Source organism: Streptococcus sp. 1032 (assembly GCF_013277015.1).
GTDB lineage: Bacteria > Bacillota > Bacilli > Lactobacillales > Streptococcaceae > Streptococcus.
In genome coordinates, this window is the sequence record NZ_VMMD01000015.1 from 205,743 (window position 1) to 224,812 (window position 19,070).

Consider the following 19,070-nt stretch of genomic DNA (forward strand, 5'->3'; position numbering starts at 1 on the left):
ATATGCGTTTTTCTTTTTTATTCAACGTGGGTAGTTTGATTGGCAAAGGCGATAATAGCTTGCTTCAACTCATCTCCACTAAGAGTACGAAACTCTTCAATCTTTTGACTGATGACTTCTAGGGGCATGACATTGACCTTACCAACGAAAATCTTATCCATAACTTGGTTATCAACGAGTTCTGTTGATACCAAGAGTTCTTCGTAGAGTTTTTCACCTGGACGGATTCCAACTTCAACGATTGGAATTTCACTTTCGGTGTGTCCACTTAGAAGGACCATTTTCTTGGCCAGGTCATAAATCTTGACTGGTTTACCCATATCAAGGATAAAGACTTCCCCATCCTTGGCATAAGCACCAGCATGGATAACCAGACGGCTAGCTTCTGGAATGGTCATGAAGTAACGGGTCATGCGGAAGTCTGTCACCGTTACAGGCCCACCTTCAGCAATCTGGCGTTCAAAGACTGGAATGACACTACCACGGCTACCAAGTACATTCCCAAAACGAACCGCACAGTAGGTTGATTGACTACGTTGGTTAAAGCCAGTGACAATCAACTCAGCTACGCGCTTGGTTGCTCCCATAACATTTGGTGGATTAACCGCCTTATCTGTCGAAATCATAACCATCTTAGGTACTTTGGCTTCATCAACAGCCTTAGCAACATTGTAGGTTCCACGGATATTGTTTTTGAAGGCTTCTTTTGGATTGCGCTCCATCATAGGAACGTGCTTGTGGGCAGCTGCATGATAAACAATAGCTGGCTTGTACTGCTTAAAGACTTGCAAGAGACGGTCGTAGTCTTGAATATCTGCGATAACTGGCACATAATCAATCCCTTGGAACTTGCGAATCAATTCATGATACACAAGGTAAATTGAGTTTTCCCCATGCCCGAGCAAGACGATGCGTTCAGGATTGAAGCGACTAACTTGGCGACAGATTTCAGAACCGATTGAGCCACCAGCACCTGTAACCAAGATCGTCTTACCTGTAAGTTCTGCGCCCAGACGCGATTCATCAAGACGAATTTCTTGACGTCCCAAAAGGTCCGTAATATCAATTTTTTGGAACCCAGTAGCTGCTTGGTGAAGGCCTTGAACAACAGTTTCAACCTTAGGCATCTTGTAACATTTGACACCCAGTTTGTTACACATCTGCAAGATACGTTCATATTCTGACGGGTCAAGCGACGGAATCGCAACGATAACACGCTCTATTTGATGACGTTTGGCTAATTCAGGCAGATCATCATATGAACCCAAAACAGGAATTCCACCAAGTTTTTGGCCCTTTTTCTTAGCATCCTTGTCCAAAATACCAACAAGTTCCAAATCACTGGTTGGATGTTGGTAACTATCCATAAAGAGGGCCCCACCATCACCAGCACCAATCAAGAAGGTTCGACGGTGTTCTCCATCGCCACTTCCTTTTTTGCGTCTAGAGTAGATTAACTGCCAAGTAATCCGTGGCAATAAAATCAAGAAGGTACTCAACAAGATAAAGAGAATGATGAAACGGATTGAAAAGAGTGGCAAGAAGGCATAGCAGATACTATATGACAAGACGCTGCTCGCAGTCACACCAAAAAAGATTTTCATAAAATCTGTGATCTTGCTGTAACGACTAATACTAGCATTCAAGCCCCAAAATCCAATCATCAATTGATAGAACAGGAAGGCCAAACTCGTATAGATAATGTAGTCAACAGGTGCTGGATTAATCAAGCCGTAGAATAAGATATAAGATACAATGATGGAAACCACCATACTGAAAATATCAAATATTCCCCAGAAAACCTGTTTTTGTTGTTTATTTAAAATTTCCACCAGATCAATCACATAATCTGTGAGTTTTTTATTCATAGAAATTTACTCCTCCTTAAAAGAGCTGGATATTTATATTGTTATTATAACACTTTTTATCCAGTTTACGATTTGCTACAATCTTTTACTTGCTTTTTCGTAACAGTTTCATAAAAATAAACTGTCGGACAAATCCTGGACAAAGAGCAACAACCATCTGAATCGCAACACTCTTGGCATACTCCATGTAAGAAATTTGTCCTCGCTTCAGCATCCGTTGACGAGCCTGACGATAGAGCTTGAGGTAACGCAGTCCCCCACGACGCTCAAACATCCCTGCTCCGACACGAACCTGACACAAGATTTGATCCAGATTTCCAGTCTTGGCTCCTGCAGCAATCATATTGAGCCAGAGGAGGTCATCCTCCATATAAAGGCCATCCTCATAGTTGCCTGCCTTGAGAACCATGTCCTTCTTGAACATAACAGTCATGTGGTTAAAGGCACTTCTCATCCTTTGATAAGCTACAATATCTGCATGTTGGGTTGGAACACGACGGTAAGAAACAATCTCATCAGGATTATCAATAAATTCTGCAATATGGCCACCTAATAGGTCAAGATTGTCCTTCTCCATTAACTGAACCTGTTTCTCAAAACGGTCTGGAACAGCTATATCATCCGTATCCATACGGGCAATAATATCATACTGACACCGCAAAACACCCTGTCGAAGAGCCAGACCCAAACCTTGATTCTGCTCAAGAGGATAGCGTTTCACTGGAATATCAGACTCAGCTTCAAGCTGGTCTAATACCTGATAGAGCTCAGGTGTCAAAGGCCCATCCTCAACCAGAACCAATTCGCTCGGTTTCAGGGTCTGATTTTGAACACTCTCAATAGCATCCTTTAAAAATGTCGGATTTTCCTTGATATAGACCGACATCAATACGCTGATTTTTTGCTTTTCAGACACAGTTTTTCTCCAATGTATAGATTTCCTTCCACTATTTTATCATAATTTTCAAGACTTTCCCATTTTTATCTTGAAAGCCAGAAACCTTACTTGACATTATAGGGAAAAAGCCTTAAAATAAGCTGTTATTAAAATCAGCTAGAAGAGGTATTTTATGAAAAAGCAATCACTCTTTTTTGTTCCAGGTATTATACTAATTGGTGTTTCCTTGCGGACTCCTTTTACTGTTTTACCCATTATATTGGGAGATATTTCGCAAGGGCTGGGAGTAGAAGTTAGTTCGCTTGGTGTCTTGACCAGCCTTCCTCTCCTTATGTTTACCCTCTTTTCACCATTTTCTACCCGACTGGCTCAGAAAATCGGCTTGGAGCATCTCTTCACCTACAGCCTCTTCTTCTTGACCATCGGTTCTCTCATTCGACTAATCAATCTGCACCTGCTCTATCTAGGAACCTTGATGGTTGGGGCAAGTATCGCAGTCATCAATGTGCTGCTTCCTAGTCTTATCCAAGCCAATCAACCAAAGAAGATTGGTTTTCTGACCACCTTATATGTAACCTCTATGGGGATTGCAACGGCTCTGGCTTCCTATCTAGCCGTGCCTATTACACAAGCTAGTTCTTGGAAAGGACTTATCATCCTCCTCACCCTGCTCTGCCTAGCAACTTTTTTGGTCTGGCTGCCTAATCACTGCTATAATCACAGACTGGCTCCACAAACAAAACAAAAAAGCAAAGCAAAGGTCATGCATAATAAACAGGTCTGGGCAGTGATTGTCTTTGCCGGTTTTCAATCCTTGCTCTTTTACACCGCTATGACCTGGCTACCTACCATGGCTATCCATGCAGGCCTATCCAGTCACGAAGCTGGCTTGCTGACCTCTATCTTCTCTCTGATTAGCATTCCTTTTTCAATGACCATCCCAAGCCTGACAACCAGCTTATCTACTCGCAACCGTCAGCTCATGCTCACTCTGGTTTCACTAGCTGGTGTTATCGGCATTTCCATGCTCTTTTTCCCAGTCGGTAATTTCTTTTACTGGCTTGCCATCCATCTCCTCATCGGAACCGCAACCAGCGCCCTCTTCCCTTATCTCATGGTCAATTTTTCACTCAAGACAAGCGCTCCTGAAAAGACAGCCCAATTGTCAGGTCTATCTCAAACAGGAGGCTATATCCTAGCAGCCTTTGGGCCAACCCTCTTTGGTTACAGTTTTGACTTTTTCCACTCTTGGGTACCAGCTGTAGCTGCCCTCTTACTCGTCGATATCCTGATGACTATCTCACTCTTTATAGTAGACAGAGCTGATAAAATCCTCTAAACTTCTAGTTTTTCCTAGAAGTTTTTTTATATATAAAAATTTTACACATTTCTCTTGACAGGGCTTTCTTTTAGATGTACAATGTATGTATAGAAAAATTATATATAAAAATCCTACACATCAGAAAAGGAGGTTTCCCATGTACTTTCCAACATCCTCTGCCTTGATTGAATTTCTCATCTTGGCCGTACTGGAAAAAGGGGATTCTTATGGTTATGAGATTAGCCAGACCATTAAGCTGATCGCTAATATCAAAGAATCCACACTCTATCCCATTCTCAAAAAATTGGAAGGCAATAGCTTTCTGACAACCTATTCTAGAGAGTTCCAAGGTCGCATGCGCAAATACTACTCCTTGACAAATGGTGGTATAGAGCAGCTCTTGACCCTAAAAGATGAATGGACACTCTATACAGACACCATCAATGGCATCATAGAAGGGAGTATCCGCCATGACAAGAACTGAATACCTGACTCAGCTAGAACTTTATCTCAAAAAACTGCCTCAGGCTGACCAAATTGAAGCCATGGACTATTTCAGGGAACTCTTTGACGATGCTGGAGTCGAAGGAGAAGAAGAACTCATTGCCAGTTTGGGAACTCCCAAAGAAGCAGCCCACGAAGTTCTATCCAATCTTCTCGATAAAAAAATCAATGAGGCACCCGCTCAAAAAAATAACCGACAAATTTTACATATCGCCTTGTTAGCTCTCCTTGCAGCACCTATCGGCATTCCTCTGGGAATCGCCATCCTCGTGACCCTGTTCGCAATCCTTGTGGCCGCTTTGACTGTCATTCTGGCTTTCTTTGCGATTTCCATACTTGGTATCATTGGCGGATTCCTATTTTTAGTTGAAAGTTTCACTGTCTTAGCCCAAGCCAAACCAGCCTTTATCTTGATTTTCGGTTCTGGTTTACTGGCTATCGGTGCTTCTTCACTAGTTTTACTAGGCATTTCCTATGTAGCTCGTTTCTTCGGTCTACTCATTGTTCGCTTGGTGCAATTTGTTCTTAAAAAAGGAAAGAGAGGTGACCAGCATGCGTAAATTGACAAAAGGATTTCTCATTTTTGGTGTGGTGACTACCGTTATCGGCTTTATCCTGCTCTTTGTAGGCATCCAATCTGACGGAATCAAGAGCCTACTTTCCATGTCCAAAGAACCTGTCTATGATAGCCGTACGGAAGAGCTAACCTTTGGCAAGGAAGTCGAAAACCTAGAAATTACTCTCCACCAACACGCGCTGACCATCACAGACTCTTTCGATGATCAAATCCACATTTCTTATCATCCATCACTTTCTGCTCACCATGATCTTATCACAAATCAGAACGATAGAACTCTGAGTCTCACTGATAAGAAACTATCTGAAAGTCCATTTATCTCTTCTGGAATTGATGGGATTCTCCATATTGTAAGTAGTTCATCTAATCGTTTTAATGATGTCATCATCGGACTACCGAAAGGGAGAACTCTAAAAGGGATCAACATCTCAGCCAATCGCGGACAAACCACCATCATAAATGCTAGCCTTGAAAATACGACCCTCAATACAAACGGCTATATCCTCCGAATTGAAGGAAGTCGTATCAAAAACAGTAAACTCACAACGCCCAATATCGTTAATATCTTTGATACAAATCTGACAGATAGTCAGCTAGAGTCAACAGAACATCACTTCCACGCTGAAAATATCCAAGTCCATGGTAAGGTTGAACTGACTGCCAAAGATTATCTCCGAATCATCCTAGACCAGAAAGAAAGCCAACGAATTAACTGGGACATCTCAAGCAACTATGGTTCTATCTTCCAATTCACAAGAGAAGAGCCTGAATCAAGAGGTACGGAATTAAGCAACCCTTACAAAACTGAAAAAACCGATGTCAAGGATCAACTCATTGCGAGATCTGATGATGATATTGAACTAATATCCACACCAAGCAGACGTTGACAAAAACGCTTACATCTGCTACTATAGAAGCATATTTATCTAACTAAAAAGGAGGTTCTACCATGAAACAAGAATGGTTTGAAAGTAATGATTTTGTAAAAACAACAAGCAAGAACAAGCCTGAAGAGCAAGCTCAAGAGGTTGCAGACAAGGCTGAAGAAACGATAGCCGATCTCGATACACCAATTGAAAAAAATACTCAAGTAGAGGAGGAAGTCTCTCAAGCTGAAGTCGAACTGGAAAGCCAGCAAGAAGAGAAAATTGAAACTCCTGAAGGCGGTGAAGCGAGAACAGAAATAGAAGAAAAGAAGGCATCTAATTCTACTGAAGAAGAGCAAGATCTTTCTGAGGAAACAGAAAAAGTCACTAAAGCTGAAGAAAGCCAAGAAGCACTTCCTCAGCAAAAAACAATCTTGAAAGAGCCTCTTCTTCTCAGTAAATCCTTAGAAAGTCCCTATATCCCCGACCAAGCTCCAAAATCTACGGATAGATGGAAAGAGCAAGTACTTGATTTTTGGTCTTGGCTAGTGGAGGCTCTCAAATCTCCTACAAGCAAGCTTGAAACAAGTAGCACACACAGCTACACAGCCTTTCTCTTGCTCATTCTGTTTTCTGCATCTTCCTTTTTCTTTAGTATCTACCATATCAAACATGCTTACTATGGACATATAGCAACTATGCATAATCACTTCCCTGAACAATTTGCTTCATTAAATCTCTTTTCGATCATCTCTATCCTAGTAGCGACAACACTCTTCTTCTTTTCATTCCTCTTGGGTAGTTTCGTCGTGAGACGATTTATCTACCAAGAAAAGGACTGGACGCTAGAAAAGGTTCTCCAACAATATAGTCAACTCTTGGCAATTCCAATCTTCCTCACTGCTATTGCTAGTTTCTTTGCCTTCTTTGATAGCCTACGATTTTCAGCCCTTTTATGTGTGATTAGCATTGGAATCATTCTGCTTGCTAGTCTCCATATCATTACCAGACCAAGTCAAGCAAGTGAAGCCGACTCCTTCTATCAATTATTCTTGTCTGTCCTTGTGAACGGAGTTATTATCCTCCTCTTCTTTGTAGCTGAAGTCGCACTGATTGGAGATTATCTTCGTATCTTGGCCCTTCTTTAAACTTCATACTCTTCGAAAATCTCTTCAAACCACGTCAGCTTCGCCTTACCGTAGATATATGTTCCTGACTTTGTCAGTNNTTGAGCAGCCTGCGGCTAGCTTCCTAGTTTGCTCTTTGATTTTCATTGAGTAGCAATCCTGTCTTTCATGGCAGGATTTTTCTATGCCAAAAAAGCAAGTCGATTGACCTGCTTCTGCTTTACTTTTCTTGTGCTAATGCTTTAAAATATTTGTCTAAGATGGGTTGTACTTCTAATTGATTGGCGTCTAGTTGGTGGTAAGATGCTGATGGTAGTGACTCTAGGAATTTTGCATAGTCCAATCGGGCAATGGCTTCATAGTCTTCTGGTTTAGAGCCGTCTCCTGTGATTTGAACCAAGTCAATCTCCCACTGGACTTCCTTATCCACCAATTGCTCAATATAGGCAGCAGGTACAAATGGTTCTCTCGGTAAAACAGTCTTGACCCCTTGAGCCAGATGGTAAACACCGTGCACTTGGGCTTCTCCATCCTGATAGAAGGAAACTCTTGCAAAGTAAGCATCTGTCTCTTGAACCGCACGCACACACGCTTCAAACTGAGCCAAACCATCTTCCTCTAAAAAGCTTTCCAAGTCCTCATGACTAAAGAAAACAGGGTTAAAAATTCCTTGGCAAATCGTAAAGCGGGCTGCAGTGTCTGCCAGATAGGCTTGAATACTTGCTTGAAAATAATCTTCAAAGTCAAAATCATCGAGTCCCTCAATCTCAGTTCCTGTATAAGCAAGCAAAGCATCTAAAAATGACTTGATGATCTCCCAGTCTATCTGCGTTAGTAGGTCAGGAAGATCGACACGGTAAGCCTTTTGACCATCAGCATAACTGACCTTAAAAAGAAATTGTGATTGCCCCACTATCGCACACTCGATATACTCAAGACGGTTAAGAGGCTGACGGAGATAGACTGCATCATAGCTATGTGACTCCAAGCCATCTACCAAGGCCAAGATAGACTTGGCAGTCAAAATCTCCTGTTCTCCTAAAATGCTCTGTTTATTTGGAATAAAAAATGTTTTCGCCATAACTGGACTCCTTTGAAATCGTTTACATACAGTAAACCTTATTTTCCTGAAAGATACAGAAACAAACTTTAGATTTTTGAGTACAAAGCATAGAAAAACAGCCCCTGAGGACTGTTTGATCTTATACAGTAGCTGCTTGATCCAAGCTTTCACCGATAGCGGCTAGGCGCTCAATCACTTCAGCTTGTGTCAATTCATGTTCTGAAACATAGCGGTTACGTGGGTGAACACGGCACTCGTGTGAGCATCCACGAAGGTACTTGTCTTCATTTTCTTCTGATGTCAAGATACGACGGTTACAGAATGGATTTCCACAGTTGACATAACGTTCACATGGTGTTCCATCAAACCAGTCTTTCCCTACGATAGTTGGGTTGACATGGTTGACATCAACGGCGATACGCTCGTCAAAGACATACATTTTTCCATCCCAAAGCTCACCTTGAACTTCTGGGTCTTTACCGTAAGTTGCGATTCCTCCGTGCAATTGGCCGACATCTTTGTAACCTTCACGGACCATCCAGCCTGAGAATTTCTCACAGCGAACGCCACCTGTACAGTAAACCACGACACGCTTGTCCATGAATTTTTCCTTGTTATCACGAACCCACTGTGGCAACTCACGGAAGTTGCGGATGTCTGGGCGGATAGCCCCACGGAAATGTCCTAGGTCGTACTCATAATCGTTACGTGTGTCAAGGACAACGGTATCTTTATCAAGAAGCGCTTCTTTGAACTCTTTTGGAGACAAGTAAGCACCTGTTGTTTCAAGTGGGTTGATGTCATTGTCAAAGTCGTTGTCTTCCAAACCAAGGTGGACAATCTCTTTCTTGTAGCGAACGAACATCTTCTTGAAGGCTTGTTCATTTTCTTCGTCAATCTTGAACCAGAGGTCTTCCATACCTGGGAGGCTGTGAACGTAGTCCATGTATTTTTGAGTTGTTTCATAATCACCTGAAACTGTTCCGTTAATTCCCTCGTCAGCGACTAGGATACGGCCTTTAAGGCCGATCGATTTACAGAAATCCAAGTGGTCTGCAGCAAATTGCTCTGCATTTTCAATTGGAGTATAAAGGTAGTAAAGTAAGACACGAATATCTTTTGCCATAAGATTTGTTCTCTTTTCTATTCTTAAATTTTCTAAATTTTTTATTTATCCATACTAGTATACCTGCTTGAGAAAACGAATGCAATTTATTTGACTGGAAATTGCTATATTTCAATTTAGAAAAAAATTTCTTGTACACTACACTTAGTATCAATCATATTTTAAAAAATCCTTGGATTTTCCAAGGATTCATTTTTAAACTTTTTTAGCTTTAGCCATATAGAACAGTTGGAGTAAAATACCAAGGATAGCCATGCCGATAACGATAAAGAAGGCCATTGTATAATCTCCTTGGTTTGCCTGTGCAAGACGTGCTCCTAACTGAGGACCAGCAATAGCAGCTACGCCATAAGCAGTAAACATCCATCCATAGTTTGTCCCTACGTATGTAACTCCCCAGTTTTCAGCAGTAATTCCTGGGAATGAACCTAGGAAGCCTCCAAATGACAAGGCAACCATCATAATTCCAAGGATGGCCAAGATGCTTCCAGGACCTTTGAATAAGGCTGTGAGCAACAAACCAGTAGCAACCGCTCCAAACATGGCAATAACAGTAGGATAGCGACCAATCTTATCAGATACCGTACCCCAGAAGATACGACCAAATGTATTAGCGATAGATACCAGCATAACAAAGAGTGTAGCTTCTCCTACAAGTTTATACTGGTCAGAAATTGATGCTGCAGTACCGATAATCATCATTCCACCAGTAGCACCAAGAACGTAAATCAACCATAGAAGCCAGTAATTTCCATCACGAAGCATTTCTTTGTAAGTTTTACCTTCTGGTTGAGCTGTTCCAGATGCCGGCGCTGCTGCAGGAGCTTTCTCCATTACCAATGAAGAAGTGCAAATAACAATTAGAAGAATGATACCCAATACTTTGAATGTTGAGTAAACACCCATAGAAGCAATCAAAGCTTTGGCAACTGGACCGATAATGAGCGGGCCTAACCCGAAACCTGCTGCTGTCAAACCACCAGCTAAACCTTTTTTATCTGGGAACCACTTAGTGGCAACTGAAGTAGATGCTCCATAAGCTGAACCAATACCAAGTCCTAGGACAACCCCGTAAGTGAGGTAAAGGACTGGAAGAGAAGTAGCAAATCCAGTAGCAAACATACCAGCACCGAAGAGAATACCACCTAGGAATACAAATTTCTTAGGTCCTGCTGAATCAACCTTAGGACCGAAAATAATCATACCAACAGGTACCATTGCAAAAGAAATACTAAAGGCCAAAGAAGTTTGGGATTGAACCCATCCTTGACTAGAATTGGTTTCTAGCAGCGCCTTTTGAAAAACTGACCAGGCGTAACCAGCACCTAGAGATAGATTCGTTAAAATGGCTGCTGCCAAAATTAACCATCGATTGGGTGTTTTTTTCATTTGAATAACCTCATGTAAAATTTCTTGTTCCTAAAAAGAATAGAGAACAACTTTTATCATTTTTTCACCTATCTCGTTTAAATTGATCATTGTATAAATTTTTAAGTATATAGAACTATGTAAATGATATACATCTATATACGACTGCTTAAAAATTTGTATCTATAGATCTCTTAAATCAGAACAAGATGAATTTTCACAATGTTAAGCGCTTTCATTGTACTCTTATTATAAGCTACTTTATTCTAAAAATCTACTTAAGAAAAATTAATAAAGATATAAGAAATTTTAATATTTTAATCATCTGTTATCATTTTAATATTGTTTATATCATCTAATTCGGATAATTATCTAAATAAGGTAAAAAACCACTGCCCTCCCCAGACCAACCTGAGGAAAACAGTGATTCTTATTTTAGGAGTTAGGAATGAATGTAAGGAGCTACATTTGACGTTACTATACTAAAAATCAAAAACAAGGTATAATCTTTATTGAAAACGACCATAAAGATAACCACTTAAACACTAAGTACACCTTCCTACAAGTCATCCTTTACCTCCAATCTCTCTAAAACAAACCATTTTAATAACCAAAATCCGACAACATAGCCAGCCCCTAAGAATATAGCTATAAAAGCTAGCATGGGATTCAGGAAAGAAAAAACCACTACAGATACAAAGGTTAGCACAAAAACATTAAATGCAATGGTGTCAGAAACCAAGACTAGAATATAGGGTGTCAACCAGTCTAAGATTTTTGAATATGGAAAAAATAAGTGTTTATACATGATACGTTCCTATACAGTATAGAGAGTATAAGCGCAAAGAGATACCCAGATTAATAATTCTATATCCTAACTAAATCCTCTAATGTGGCCATAAAACTGAAGCTGCCGCCCCACCAGCTGCACAAATTAAATAAATCTGCGGAGTTGGGAAAGGGATTGTCTGTGCACAAAGCGAAAGCCCCTCAACTGCACCACCTACTCCACTTAAAAATCTGTCTGCAAGTTGTTTATCACCAGCTGTTATCATTGTTAATTTTTCATCGGATAAAATGATAAAATTATTTACTGATTGTTCCATTCTTTTCACGCTTTCTTTGTTAAATTAATTTGGCTAGTAGACAAAAGATAAACTAAGGCATTAAAGACAATGAAAATATTTCCATAAAGTAAAATCAGTCTCTCATCCAAACCAAGATAAAGTTTTACCGCCAAAAAGATGAGCAAAAGAATTTGAAACCATAACGTTTTTCCAAAAATAAATTTAAAGCGTTTTTGAATGTCTGCTTCCTTGATTTTTACCGCCAAACCTTTATTAGCAAGAAGGAAAACTCCTGCTTCAAATAAGCCACTGTAGAGAACAATCCACCCAATCGATACATTCGAGATTTTCAAAAATGTACCTAAAAGAATATCCAACATACTACTCAATAAAATAACAAAAAATAATCTGTATTTCATATAAATCACCTCCTTTTACTACTATTTCCAATCTACTATATCGCTAAAAGTTTAACTTGCTCTAAAAGCTCCCCAAGCCGCTGTACAAAACTGTGCTCCTAAAACCCCGCCGGCAAGAGTTCCCACAACTGGGATAACACTCCCCAGAGCTGCACCTCCTATTGTACAAATTCCTAATGCTTGAACAACTTCTCCAGCCCCTACTTTATCTCCACCTTCAACACAAGCAAGCATTTCATTATCCATAACAGAAAATTGTGACATTGTTTTTGTATTCATGATGAATACCTCCTTTTTATTTTTAATTTTTGTTTTGTTGCAACCTTGACAACATCAATATATCATAATCAACTGATATCATTTCTTTAAAATCATAAAATGTCTTTTTTTCATCACGAAATGTTTTTCATAAATTTTATCAAAGACCAAAACTAATATATACTATCGTCAACTATAAAAATCAATGGTTCATCTTACTTAATAAAAATTACTGTTCATGACAATATAAATACCGTTTACGATTTAGCAGGAAGTTTTTTAGTAAAGTTTGGCATAATATATCTATCTACTATATGAAAGGGATTGCCAATGACTTCTTATAAACGTACATTTGTTCCTCAAATAGATGCTAGAGACTGCGGTGTTGCTGCCTTAGCCTCGATTGCTAAATTCTATGGTTCAGATTTTTCTCTAGCTCACTTGAGAGAACTTGCAAAGACCAATAAAGAAGGAACGACTGCCCTTGGCATTGTAAAAGCCGCTGATGAAATGGGCTTTGAAACAAGACCTGTTCAAGCAGATAAAACGCTCTTTGACATGAGTGATGTCCCCTATCCATTTATCGTTCACGTTAACAAAGAAGGAAAACTCCAACATTACTATGTTGTCTATCAAACAAAGAAAGACTATCTGATTATTGGTGATCCTGACCCTTCTGTAAAAATCACTAAAATGTCAAAAGAACGCTTTTTCTCTGAATGGACTGGAGTAGCTATTTTTCTAGCTCCCAAACCCAGCTATCAACCCCATAAAGATAAAAAGAATGATCTACTAAGCTTCCTTCCTCTGATTTTCAAGCAAAAATCTCTCATTGCTTACATTGTTCTCTCAAGCTTATTGGTCACGATTATCAATATAGGTGGTTCTTATTATCTCCAAGGAATCTTGGATGAATACATTCCAAATCAGATGAAATCAACTTTAGGAATCATCTCAGTTGGTCTGGTTATCACCTATATCCTCCAACAAGTCATGAGCTTCTCCAGAGATTATCTCCTAACTGTTCTGAGTCAAAGATTAAGTATTGATGTAATTTTGTCCTATATTCGCCATATTTTTGAACTTCCCATGTCTTTCTTTGCGACACGTCGTACAGGAGAAATCATTTCACGGTTCACAGATGCTAACTCTATTATAGATGCCTTGGCTTCTACCATTCTTTCTCTTTTCCTGGATGTTTCTATTCTGATTCTTGTAGGGGGCGTCTTACTGGCACAAAACCCTAATCTCTTCCTTCTTTCTCTTATTTCTATTCCTATATACATGTTCATCATCTTTTCTTTTATGAAGCCTTTCGAAAAAATGAACCATGATGTCATGCAAAGTAATTCTATGGTTAGCTCTGCCATTATCGAAGATATCAACGGGATTGAAACTATAAAGTCGCTCACGAGTGAAGAAAATCGCTATCAAAATATAGACAGCGAATTTGTAGATTATTTGGAAAAATCCTTTAAGCTCAGTAAATATTCTATTTTACAAACAAGTTTAAAGCAGGGAACAAAATTAGTTCTGAATATCCTTATCCTATGGTTTGGCGCTCAATTAGTCATGTCGAGTAAAATTTCTATCGGTCAGCTGATTACCTTTAACACACTTCTTTCTTACTTTACAACTCCTATGGAAAATATTATCAACCTCCAAACCAAACTCCAATCTGCGAAGGTTGCTAATAACCGTTTGAACGAAGTCTATCTAGTCGAATCTGAATTTCAAGTTCAAGAAAACCCTGTTCATTCACATTTTTTGATGGGCGATATTGAATTTGATGACCTTTCTTATAAGTATGGTTTTGGACGAGATACCTTAACAGATATTAATCTCACGATTAAACAAGGAGATAAGGTTAGCCTAGTTGGAGTTAGTGGTTCTGGTAAAACAACTTTAGCCAAAATGATTGTCAATTTCTTTGAACCCTACAAAGGACATATTTCCATCAATCATCAGGATATTAAAAACATTGATAAAAAAGTCTTGCGCCGTCATATTAATTACCTACCCCAACAAGCCTATATCTTTAATGGCTCTATTTTGGAAAACTTAACCTTGGGCGGTAATCATATGATTAGTCAAGAAGATATTCTAAAAGCTTGTGAAGTAGCTGAAATCCGTCAAGACATTGAAAGAATGCCTATGGGCTATCAAACTCAGCTCTCTGATGGAGCTGGTCTATCAGGAGGACAGAAGCAACGAATCGCTCTCTCTCGTGCTCTTTTAACTAAATCTCCTGTTTTAATACTAGATGAAGCTACTAGCGGTCTTGATGTCTTGACTGAGAAAAAAGTTATAGATAATCTTATGTCCCTAACTGATAAAACCATTCTCTTTGTAGCCCATCGTCTCAGTATAGCCGAACGAACCAACCGTGTCATTGTTCTTGACCAGGGGAAAATCATTGAAGTTGGTAGCCACCAAGAGTTAATGCAGGCGCAAGGTTTCTACCATCATCTATTCAATAAATAAGGAGAATGTCATGAATCCTAATCTTTTTAGAAGCGTCGAGTTTTATCAGAGACGTTACCATAACTATGCGACAGTGTTAATTATACCTCTTTCATTACTATTTACTTTCATCTTGATTTTCTCCCTTGTTGCCACAAAAGAAATTACTGTCACTTCCCAAGGAGAAATCGCCCCTACAAGTGTCATTTCATCTATTCAGTCAACAAGTGATAATCCTATCCTAGCTAATCATTTAGTGGCAAATCAAGTAGTTGAAAAAGGGGACTTACTCATCAAATACTCTGAAACAATGGAAGAAAGTCAGAAAACTGCCTTAGCAACTCAATTACAAAGACTTGAGAAGCAAAAAGAAGGACTTGGAATTTTGAAACAAAGCTTAGAAAAAGCGACTGATCTTTTTTCTGGCGAGGATGAGTTTGGCTACCATAATACCTTTAGGAATTTTACTAAACAATCCCATGATCTTGAACTGGGTATCACAAAGACTAACACCGAAGTTTCAAATCAAGCTAATCTTGCCAATAGCAGTTCATCAGCTATTGAACAAGAAATTTCAAAAGTTCAACAGCAGATTAGAGAATACCAGGAGCTGAGTGATGCTATCATAAATAAAAGGGCTCGCTTACCAACTGGCAATCCGCACCAGTCAATTTTGAATCGTTATCTTGTAGCCTCACAAGGACAAACACAAGGAACTACAGAGGAGCCATTTTTATCTCAAATTAATCAAAGTATTGCAGGTCTGGAATCATCTATCGCAAGTCTCAAAATTCAGCAAGCTGGTATCAGAAGTGTAGCAACTTATGATAATAGTTTAGCAACCAAAATTGAAGTACTCCGCACTCAGTTTTTACAAACAGCTTCTCAGCAACAACTAACCGTGGAGAATCAATTAACAGAATTAAAAGTACAACTAGATCAAGCGACACAGCGCTTAGAAAACAATACCTTAACCGCTCCAAGTAAAGGTATCGTTCATCTGAACAGCGAATTTGAAGGTAAAAATAGAATTCCAACTGGTACAGAAATTGCTCAAATATTCCCTGTTATCACAGACACAAGAGAAGTACTAATCACTTACTACGTAGCTTCTGACTATCTACCTCTACTAGATAAAGGACAAACTGTAAGATTAAAACTGGAGAAGATTGGAAATCATGGCATTACCATCATCGGCCAACTTCAGAGCATTGATCAAACTCCTACCAGAACAGAGCAAGGAAATCTCTTTAAACTAAGCGCTCTTGCAAAACTATCTAATGAGGATAGTAAACTCATCCAATATGGCTTACAAGGTCGCGTCACTAGTGTAACTGCAAAGAAAACATATTTTGATTATTTCAAAGATAAAATTTTAACACATTCTGATTAATTTTCAGATAACACTCTATAACTATTTATTATCTTATCAAAAAGGAGAATCATAACATGGATAAGAAACAAAACCTAACTTCATTTCAAGAACTAACAACTACCGAACTCAACCAGATTACAGGTGGAGGATTGTGGGAAGAGCTATATGAAACCATAACAACACCATTAAAATTACGGACTACTTTCAAACCATAAAAAATCTATAGAATTATAAAAACGCATAATATCAGATTTCAAAATGACTGATACTATGCGTTTTATCATGAAAAGATTATAGAAGATACAAGTCACCCATCCCCACCTATACTTCTATCTCTAAGACTTGTTTAAATCTAAAATTAGAACTTGTAGTTTTTAGAATGATATTTGGGTATTTTGTCAAAATACTATTAACATTAGACAAACCAACTCCTCTATTCTGCCCTTTAGACGACATTCCTCTCTCAAATATTTTTGTAACATCAATCTCTCTATCTAGGGTCGGATTTTGGATAATTAAAACTTGCTTATTACTTCTAATATCTTCAAAAAAACAAACACTTAGAGGTTCCTCGACAGTGGCGCTTGCAGCGGCCTCTATCGCGTTATCTAACAATATAGAAACAACTGTTAAAAAATCAATTTCCTCAATCTTTTTGATAACGATTGGTTTTTCTATTTCCAAAGAAACTGGCACTAGTAAACTCTGAGCCTCGGATAATTTTGAGATTAATAAACTCTTCAAGGATAAATCCTCTATATTTCTCAATCTCACTACATCAAATTTTGTATCTTTTAAATTTTTCCCTGAGTCTTTCAAGACACTGTCATAAATTTGAGCAACTAAATCAATATCTTTTCGGTCTATCCCTATCTTTAAACTTGTTAAGATATTTGCATAATCATGCCTAAAGCTTCTAACCTCTTGATAAAGTCCTTCTACTTGTTTACTATAGCTCTTAAGATTTTGAAGTTGAATCTCTTTTTGAAGTACTAAATCTTTTTGCAATTCCTCACGTACATTTCTGTCCAGTATATTGACAAAATAGATAAATAAAAAGAAATAGATTGCAGTTATAGCTCCTTGATAATGATTTACAGATAAATTCAGGCTGTTTTTAATGTAACCAATAAAAGGAATAAGGATAAAATAACCCAACATTGCAGCATTAGCAATCCTCATTATTTGATCCAGATGTTTATCCAACACTTTACTTCTTAAATAGCTAAAATCATACTGAAAAACTTTTATTATAAGCAAAGATAAGAGACTTGCTAAAATTGAGAAAATGGTAGCATCATAATAAACATATATTTCTGTTAAACTAGCAAAATTAGGAATAATAAAATCAACAAAAAAATCATAGATGATCGACCAAAATGTGATAGGAAACAGAGCATAAAAAAGTGTCGATATCAGACTGTATTTCTTTTTATCCAACAACAATGTATAGATAATAAAAAAGATGGGATAATCTAGTACTGTAATAACAACAGGGATATAGAACATCTTAATCAAGGTTAAAAGTAAAAACTCTAATAAAAAATAGAAAAACAATAACTCTAAAGATCTCTTTATAGTCAATTGATAGCCATAAATTTTTGCATGAAGAAATAAAAGTATGTAAAAATTCAAAGATACTAACACAAATGACATTTACTACTCCTTACTATCATGTAAATCTTTAACTATATTCAGCAATGCCCTCATTTTTAACCTAGATACTAGGCAACTTGACCCGTTCTTCAAATAGACTAGTTTTTCTTCCTTATCTATTGAAGAGATATTATAAGGATTCACAATAAAAGAACGATGACACTGAACCAATCTGGGTTCTTGCTTCAATATATCAGAAATTTTACCGTAAAATTCTATTCTTTCTCTCATAGAATAAAGAACTAGCTTATGAGGAATCATTGACGTTTCTATATAAAGCAAATCCGAAAATGGAACCTGAACGAGTGCTTTAGAATTTGTAAACACAAAAGAATCTTCAGTCATTAGTTGATGTTTATTCTTGTGAACATAAGCGATTGCCTTTTCCACACGTTCCCTAAAAGAGCTTTCAGGCAATTCCTTATCAATAAAATCTAAAGCTGATACTTGATATTGAAAACTAACAGGCATAAATTCTGAATGAGTTGTTACAAAAACAATGACTGCATTTGGATCTCTATCTCTGATTTCCAAAGCAATATCTAACCCTTTTCTAACATCGTTTTTAATTTCAATATCCAAAAAGAAAAGTTGATGACCTCCACGTTCCATCATATCTTCTAACAATTGATTCGGTTTACCATAAACACCACAGTGCTTTACTTCCCAACAATTCTTCTCTAAAATATCATACACCAGATTTTCCATCCTAGTCTGCTGTATAAAATCATCCTCTAATATAAAGATATTCATTTCTCGTCCCCTTTAGTATTTAACCATCTTTCTTTTACAGTTTTAAAATATCTTCTAGAGCAGATAATATCTGATACTCTTTCATCCATAAATAAAATGGTCTTCGTTTCATACTTCAATCCTATTACTTTGGATAAGTTAACAAGAAACTTTCTATGACATCTGAACAATTTACCCAGACTCATTTCCTCAACTCTAGCTAGGCTCATATACTTCTCAAATACTCCATCAGCTGTAATAAAAATAACAGCATGTGCCTTCGTAGGATGTGTTGTCACATAGTAAATCTTAGAATGAGGCACTTTAACAACTGCTCTGCCTTGGCTTAAAATATATTCTTGCATATTTTTCCTCCTTACTC

General features: G+C 38.1%; 20 protein-coding genes and 1 pseudogene. 8 read left to right on the forward strand and 13 right to left on the reverse strand.

What is annotated here, in order from left to right; all coding sequences use genetic code 11:
- Nucleotides 1–17: 17 nt before the first annotated feature.
- The 3 genes and pseudogenes from HT711_RS05645 to HT711_RS11480 all read right to left on the reverse strand — a co-directional run.
- Nucleotides 18–1,868, reverse strand: a complete 1,851-nt coding sequence (locus HT711_RS05645; RefSeq protein WP_173219427.1) for a nucleoside-diphosphate sugar epimerase/dehydratase — start codon at nt 1,866–1,868, stop codon at nt 18–20.
- An 85-nt stretch (nt 1,869–1,953) separates the two neighbouring features.
- The gene (locus HT711_RS05650; RefSeq protein WP_188109850.1) at nt 1,954–2,754 is read right to left on the reverse strand and encodes a glycosyltransferase; all 801 of its coding nucleotides are present in this window, start codon (nt 2,752–2,754) and stop codon (nt 1,954–1,956) included.
- A pseudogene (locus tag HT711_RS11480) lies at nt 2,734–2,881 on the reverse strand (glycosyltransferase family 2 protein); the annotation flags it as partial. The pseudogene HT711_RS11480 and the gene HT711_RS05650, both read right to left, overlap by 21 nt.
- 57 nt (nt 2,882–2,938) lie before the next feature.
- Between HT711_RS11480 and HT711_RS05655 the strand changes: the two are divergent.
- The 5 genes from HT711_RS05655 (at nt 2,939) to HT711_RS05675 (ending at nt 7,182) form a co-directional block, all read left to right on the forward strand.
- Complete coding sequence (locus tag HT711_RS05655; RefSeq protein WP_173219422.1) at nt 2,939–4,105, forward strand: MFS transporter; 1,167 nt, start codon at nt 2,939–2,941, stop codon at nt 4,103–4,105.
- A 139-nt stretch (nt 4,106–4,244) separates the two neighbouring features.
- Complete coding sequence (locus tag HT711_RS05660) at nt 4,245–4,571, forward strand: PadR family transcriptional regulator (protein ID WP_000273855.1); 327 nt, start codon at nt 4,245–4,247, stop codon at nt 4,569–4,571.
- On the forward strand, nt 4,558–5,151 hold the full coding sequence (locus HT711_RS05665) for a DUF1700 domain-containing protein (protein ID WP_023941404.1): 594 nt from the start codon (nt 4,558–4,560) through the stop codon (nt 5,149–5,151). Before HT711_RS05660 ends, HT711_RS05665 begins: the two co-directional genes overlap by 14 nt.
- The gene (locus tag HT711_RS05670; protein ID WP_173219419.1) at nt 5,144–6,055 is read left to right on the forward strand and encodes a DUF4097 domain-containing protein; all 912 of its coding nucleotides are present in this window, start codon (nt 5,144–5,146) and stop codon (nt 6,053–6,055) included. Before HT711_RS05665 ends, HT711_RS05670 begins: the two co-directional genes overlap by 8 nt.
- Nucleotides 6,056–6,117: 62 nt before the next feature.
- Complete coding sequence (locus HT711_RS05675) at nt 6,118–7,182, forward strand: DUF6574 domain-containing protein (protein WP_173219416.1); 1,065 nt, start codon at nt 6,118–6,120, stop codon at nt 7,180–7,182.
- A 199-nt stretch (nt 7,183–7,381) separates the two neighbouring features.
- On the opposite strand, the gene HT711_RS05680 is transcribed toward HT711_RS05675, so the two are convergent.
- The 7 genes from HT711_RS05680 to HT711_RS05710 form a co-directional block, all read right to left on the reverse strand.
- Nucleotides 7,382–8,242: a DUF4299 family protein gene (locus HT711_RS05680; protein ID WP_173220062.1), complete on the reverse strand. Its 861-nt coding sequence runs from the start codon at nt 8,240–8,242 to the stop codon at nt 7,382–7,384.
- Between the two features lie 121 nt (nt 8,243–8,363).
- Nucleotides 8,364–9,350, reverse strand: coding sequence for a rhodanese-related sulfurtransferase (locus tag HT711_RS05685; RefSeq protein ID WP_173220065.1), 987 nt, complete (start codon nt 9,348–9,350; stop codon nt 8,364–8,366).
- Nucleotides 9,351–9,545: 195 nt separating this feature from the next.
- Nucleotides 9,546–10,739, reverse strand: a complete 1,194-nt coding sequence (locus tag HT711_RS05690) for an OFA family MFS transporter (RefSeq protein ID WP_173220068.1) — start codon at nt 10,737–10,739, stop codon at nt 9,546–9,548.
- 538 nt (nt 10,740–11,277) lie between these two features.
- Nucleotides 11,278–11,526, reverse strand: coding sequence for an immunity protein BlpZ (gene blpZ, locus HT711_RS05695; protein ID WP_173220071.1), 249 nt, complete (start codon nt 11,524–11,526; stop codon nt 11,278–11,280).
- 79 nt (nt 11,527–11,605) lie between these two features.
- Nucleotides 11,606–11,824, reverse strand: coding sequence for a hypothetical protein (locus tag HT711_RS05700; RefSeq protein WP_173213201.1), 219 nt, complete (start codon nt 11,822–11,824; stop codon nt 11,606–11,608).
- Nucleotides 11,825–11,829: 5 nt separating this feature from the next.
- Entirely contained in the window at nt 11,830–12,204 is a 375-nt protein-coding gene (locus HT711_RS05705; protein WP_173220074.1) for an immunity protein, read from the reverse strand.
- 51 nt (nt 12,205–12,255) lie between these two features.
- Nucleotides 12,256–12,483, reverse strand: coding sequence for a Blp family class II bacteriocin (locus tag HT711_RS05710; protein ID WP_173220077.1), 228 nt, complete (start codon nt 12,481–12,483; stop codon nt 12,256–12,258).
- A 309-nt stretch (nt 12,484–12,792) separates the two neighbouring features.
- Between HT711_RS05710 and blpA the strand changes: the two genes are divergently transcribed.
- Genes blpA through blpC form a run of 3 tightly spaced genes read left to right on the forward strand, consistent with a single transcriptional unit; the run spans nt 12,793 to nt 16,515 of the window.
- Nucleotides 12,793–14,946, forward strand: a complete 2,154-nt coding sequence (gene blpA, locus HT711_RS05715) for a peptide cleavage/export ABC transporter BlpA (protein ID WP_173249816.1) — start codon at nt 12,793–12,795, stop codon at nt 14,944–14,946.
- A 10-nt stretch (nt 14,947–14,956) separates the two neighbouring features.
- Nucleotides 14,957–16,318, forward strand: coding sequence for a bacteriocin secretion accessory protein (locus HT711_RS05720; protein ID WP_173249817.1), 1,362 nt, complete (start codon nt 14,957–14,959; stop codon nt 16,316–16,318).
- Nucleotides 16,319–16,374: 56 nt separating this feature from the next.
- A complete protein-coding gene (gene blpC, locus HT711_RS05725; RefSeq protein WP_173249818.1) occupies nt 16,375–16,515 on the forward strand; it encodes a quorum-sensing system pheromone BlpC in 141 nt (46 codons plus the stop codon).
- Nucleotides 16,516–16,621: 106 nt separating this feature from the next.
- On the opposite strand, the gene HT711_RS05730 is transcribed toward blpC, so the two are convergent.
- From HT711_RS05730 to HT711_RS05740, 3 genes are read right to left on the reverse strand one after another with little or no spacing between them, the layout of a single operon-like run.
- Nucleotides 16,622–17,956, reverse strand: coding sequence for a GHKL domain-containing protein (locus HT711_RS05730; RefSeq protein ID WP_173249819.1), 1,335 nt, complete (start codon nt 17,954–17,956; stop codon nt 16,622–16,624).
- Nucleotides 17,957–17,959: 3 nt separating this feature from the next.
- Nucleotides 17,960–18,709, reverse strand: coding sequence for a response regulator transcription factor (locus tag HT711_RS05735; protein ID WP_173249820.1), 750 nt, complete (start codon nt 18,707–18,709; stop codon nt 17,960–17,962).
- Nucleotides 18,706–19,053, reverse strand: coding sequence for a LytTR family DNA-binding domain-containing protein (locus HT711_RS05740; protein WP_173249821.1), 348 nt, complete (start codon nt 19,051–19,053; stop codon nt 18,706–18,708). The genes HT711_RS05735 and HT711_RS05740 overlap by 4 nt, the downstream gene beginning before the upstream one ends.
- Between the last annotated feature and the right edge of the window lie 17 nt (nt 19,054–19,070).